5 protein-coding genes are annotated in these 4,331 nt (G+C 35.2%); 2 read left to right on the plus strand and 3 right to left on the minus strand.

Annotation, left to right across the window (positions count from 1 at the left end; all coding sequences use genetic code 11):
* The first annotated feature begins 56 nt into the window (after positions 1–56).
* Both J7J33_01095 and J7J33_01100 read left to right on the plus strand, forming a co-directional pair.
* Complete coding sequence (locus J7J33_01095; protein MCD6167890.1) at positions 57–341, plus strand: hypothetical protein; 285 nt, start codon at positions 57–59, stop codon at positions 339–341.
* Positions 308–931 (plus strand): nucleotidyl transferase AbiEii/AbiGii toxin family protein, encoded by a 624-nt coding sequence (locus J7J33_01100; GenBank protein ID MCD6167891.1) that lies wholly within the window; start codon positions 308–310, stop codon positions 929–931. Before J7J33_01095 ends, J7J33_01100 begins: the two co-directional genes overlap by 34 nt.
* Before the next feature lie 45 nt (positions 932–976).
* On the opposite strand, the gene J7J33_01105 is transcribed toward J7J33_01100, so the two are convergent.
* Genes J7J33_01105 through J7J33_01115 form a run of 3 tightly spaced genes read right to left on the minus strand, consistent with a single transcriptional unit; the run spans position 977 to position 4,241 of the window.
* The gene (locus J7J33_01105; GenBank protein MCD6167892.1) at positions 977–2,458 is read right to left on the minus strand and encodes a radical SAM protein; all 1,482 of its coding nucleotides are present in this window, start codon (positions 2,456–2,458) and stop codon (positions 977–979) included.
* Complete coding sequence (locus J7J33_01110; protein MCD6167893.1) at positions 2,421–3,122, minus strand: winged helix-turn-helix transcriptional regulator; 702 nt, start codon at positions 3,120–3,122, stop codon at positions 2,421–2,423. Before J7J33_01110 ends, J7J33_01105 begins: the two co-directional genes overlap by 38 nt.
* A gap of 45 nt (positions 3,123–3,167) precedes the next feature.
* Positions 3,168–4,241 (minus strand): DUF362 domain-containing protein, encoded by a 1,074-nt coding sequence (locus J7J33_01115; protein ID MCD6167894.1) that lies wholly within the window; start codon positions 4,239–4,241, stop codon positions 3,168–3,170.
* Between the last annotated feature and the right edge of the window lie 90 nt (positions 4,242–4,331).

A 4,331-nucleotide genomic window follows, 5' to 3' on the forward strand; every position in this document is an offset into this window, starting at 1 on the left:
AAAGAGTGGCTGTGGATATATGAAGGTGATATGTCAATGAGTGGTAAAATTTATGTATGGAGAAGATACCGGAGAGTGTTAAGGTAATCTTGTGGGATGTGGATATTGAGAAACTTGATATAAAAAGACATAAAAAATTCATAATTGAGAGAATAATAAAGTATGGAAATGAAAAGGATGTTAGATGGATGCTTAAAACCTATTCTTTAAAGGAAATTGGAGAGGTGGTTAAGAAAAGTAAGAATATTGATAGAAAGAGTGCTAACTACTGGGCTTTAAGATTAAATATACCAAGGGAGGAGATCTATTGCTTAAGAAATACATACCAGAAACAACAGTAAGGGTGATAAAGAGGATTAAAAACATCATCTTAAAGTATGGGTTTTACCTCGCAGGTGGAACTTCACTCTCACTTCATTTAGAGCATAGATACTCTAAGGACTTGGATTTCTTCAATAGTCAAGAGTTCGATTCAGAGACTTTATCTTCAGAGATATTAAAATTGGGAGGAAAAATTATATACTCTGAAAGAGATACAGTGCATTCTGAAATAGATAAAACTCTTGTCTCAATGTTTTACTATCCATACCCGTTGCTTTATCCCTTAGAGGATTTTAATGGAATTCCCGTTGCATCTTTAAAAGATGTGGCAGCTATGAAACTTCTAAGTCTTTCCCAGAGAGCAGAAAAGAAAGACTATTTTGACATAGTCTTTATTATGAAAAATATCTCCATTAGAGAACTTAAAGATTTAATGATAAAGAAATTTTCAAAGGAGAGGTTAAACTGGTATCACATAACCAAATCATTATTCTTCTTTGAAGATGTGGAAAGCTCACCTGATCCAATTTGTGAGGAAATTTCATGGGATGAAGTTAAAAGATTTTTGTTATCAAAGAGAAGGGAAATAGAGAGTATTTTCTTAGAATAAAAAAGGCTCGGGATTTCCCGAGCCTTAAGCTTTAAACTTTCTATCTTATACCTTTGCTTCCTTTGCTTCCCTTTCCTTCTTCTTTCTTAAAATCTCCTCGTATTTCTTCCTCTTCCTCATCGCCTCTTCGTTTAATCTCTTCTTCTTCTCTTCAATTCTTTCCTTGGCAACCTGATGATACCCCTTTACAAACTCTGGGGTAGTTTCCCACACCTCTTTCATTGTTTTATGAACTGACCTTGAATACTCATCAAGGTCTCTCATAAGCTTTGCATCCTTAACAAGTAAATCTGCATCCATATCTGTAATATTTGGTCTTGTTTTTTTATAGATATAGCGGAATACCTTTGGCTGATCTATAATCTGACATGGAAGGAGAAGGTTCTTATTGAATGGCTGGAATTTTCTGATTGTGGAGAATAATGGTGACTGCATGATTTCTATTAAAGACTTCTCCTTTACATTCCCACCAGAGAAGTGAAGGAATATGCATGGTTCTGCCTCTCCTTTATGATTGATATGTAGATACCTCCTTCCACCTGCAATACACCCTCCAACATAGGGGGCATCATTCCAGAAATCCATAGGCCATATCTGTTTTGTTGTTCTAACCCTTCTTACAAACTCTCCAAGTTTCTTTCTCTGCTCTGCCGTCGCCATTAACTCAACGCTTGGCGCTCTGCCAATGGGCATGTAGAGGAAATACCATCCCCAGAAGGCACCTCTTTCAATAAGCATATCCAGAAATTCATCGGTTGTAACAATATCTGCGTTTAACTTTGTATAAGTTACAGAAAAACCAAACAAAATACCATTCTCACGAAGTAAATCCATAGTGTGCATTAATTTTTTAAACACACCCTTCCCCCTTCTCTCATCTGTCTCTTTTTCAAAACCTTCAATACTTATAACAGGCATAACATTTGCAAGTTCTTTAATCTTCTTTACCCTTTCCTCGTTTAGTAGTGTTCCATTTGTGAATACCTGAAAGGCGCAGTCCTTGTGTTTTTTATAGATTTCAAACATATCATCTCTTATGAATGGTTCTCCTCCAAGAATTGTGTAAAGGTATGTTCCCATCTCTTTTCCCTGCTCTATAACAGAGTCAACTACATCAAGGGGAAGGTCGTCTTTCTTCGTATACTCTCCTGCATAGCAACCAACACAGCGGAGATTGCATCTCATTGTAGGACTTATAAGAATTGTAAAAGGACCCATAAAGCCATACTTCTTCTCCATTTCCATATTCTTTGCCTGACCCACAAGCATAGTATTTACAAAGAAGTTATATCCAAGAGTAGTAAGTACTTTCGTATCAATATCCCTTAAAACTCTTGTTATCAAACCCCAGTATGGTTCCTTGTGGATATTCTGTCTGGCGCTCTCTATCTGTTCTTTATATTTCTTTATCGGAGTAAGAGCTTTAAGGAGGTTAAGAATTTTATCAAGATTTCTCTCCGGGTCTTTCTTGGCATAGATAAGGGTCCTTTTAAGAATAAGTCCAATCAAGCTCTCTTTTACACCCATCTTTTTCACCTCCATACATAAAATTTGTTAAAATTCTTATGATCTCTTTTCTCTGTTCATCAGAGATTGAGACAAAATGGTATTTGGCATCTTCCCATTTTTTATCGATATTACCAACACCCCCAACATACTTTGAGAAGAGAAACACTGTAAGCGATGCAAAGCTTACAAATACAATTTTTGAAGAGAGGGACATCATTAATAGATCCTTAAGCACTTCTATCTCCTTTACATCCCTGAAGAGCGTTATAAGGATAAGGAAGGCAAAAACAATAAAAATGAGGGGCTTAAGGGTATTTTTGGAGAAATTACTTACCTTTTCCATTAAGAGTTCATTTAATCTTCCCTCCTCCCTTGCCTCCACAAATTCCTTAAGAATGTTCTTAACTTCATCTACATAAAAATCAACACCTGTATTCAGTAGTCTTCTACCCTCTTCTGTAAGTACATATTTGTATCTTGGTCTCCCCTTCTTCTTACAGAATGCCATCTCAACCTTTAGAATCCCCTTCTCCTTAAGATTTCTTAGGTGTTCATAGGCAGTAATTGGATTAACATCCATAATTTTTGAGAGTTCCTTAGCGGTAATACTCTCGTTTTCTCTAAAGTGCTTTCTTAAGATGGATAAAATTTCCTTCTGCCTCTCAGATACCTTCTTTTTCATTGTAATTCAATTTTATTAGTTTTTTTTTATTTGTCAAGATATAGACTAATTTTTAAATTCTATTGCCCCCTCTGGACATCTTAAGAAGCACTCAAAACATGCACTGCATTTCTTGTTATCAATGGTATAGTTTTTAAGGTCGATGGCTGATAATGCACAAACATTCAAACATTCCTCACAATCTGTACATTTATCTCTATTTATAAAAAACTTTGTCTTCCTAAAGAGAGAGAGTTTTCTTAAACTTGGAGGTTCTGGATGTTTTATGAGTTCCTCAAAGTAATCTCCTTTTAAATTCATCTGCGTAAGTTTGTAAATTCCAAGATGTCTTAAGGATAGGGATGTAAAGAGAGGAATATTTGATGGTTTAAAACCAACAAGTACTGAGCCAAGAGAATCAAGAGAAAGCATATCATCAGAAGATATAAAAACATTAAGATTAAACTTACTTCCCTTTATCTCATCTCCCTGAATGATCTCAACTCCGTCAAGGAACGAGACTTTTACCTTCTTTTTAACTATTGTAAGTATTTCTGATAGACCTTCAGCAAAATCCTTAAGATTTGCTCCATAAAAGTAAAGTTCTGTCCGTGTATATGATGGAACAAGGGTTGTAACCCCTGCAATAACACCTGAGAAAAGAAAAAAGGGATGGAGTTTTATCTTTGAAACAGGAATGAGAGAATCTGCCCAGAAGAAGGATTTTGGAAAATAGATTTTGCTTAAAATTCTTCTCTGAACATGATCCCCCACTTTTCTTCTCTCTCTTCCTATTATGATCTTTTCATGTTTTGTCTTCTCAAACCCCTCCATCATAAAAGAGACTAAATCAACAGGATAATTTTCAAGTATATCTGTTAAGTTTCTATCCTTTTCAAGCACAGAACTTCCAACCCTTACATTAACGCCCTTATCCAGCAAAAACCTCACCAACTCCTCTATAAAAACTGGATTTGGAAAAGTGGAGAGGTTTCTGTTTTCGTCAAACTCTCCATCAAAATAGATGAGGACCTTTTCTCCTTCAGAGAATTCTATATCTTTAAAGGTCTTAAAGGTCTCCCTTATAAAGGCTAAAGAATTTGTATAGTCTCCTTTTTTAACAAAAACTCTTGAATTCACAGATTAATTATATCAACAGTTGAGTTTCTTCACAAGATGTGTTAAAATTATTCAGCACATGAATAATTTTTATTCAGAAGGTGAATAAAT

Source organism: Caldisericia bacterium (assembly GCA_021158845.1).
Lineage (GTDB): Bacteria > Caldisericota > Caldisericia > B22-G15 > B22-G15 > B22-G15.

Coding starts and splice junctions, on each gene's coding strand:
- J7J33_01105 (MCD6167892.1), bottom strand. CDS start 2,458: ATGGGTGTAAAAGAGAGCTTGATTGGACTTATTCTTAAAAGGACCCTT.
- J7J33_01110 (MCD6167893.1), bottom strand. CDS start 3,122: ATGAAAAAGAAGGTATCTGAGAGGCAGAAGGAAATTTTATCCATCTTA.
- J7J33_01095 (MCD6167890.1), top strand. CDS start 57: ATGGAGAAGATACCGGAGAGTGTTAAGGTAATCTTGTGGGATGTGGAT.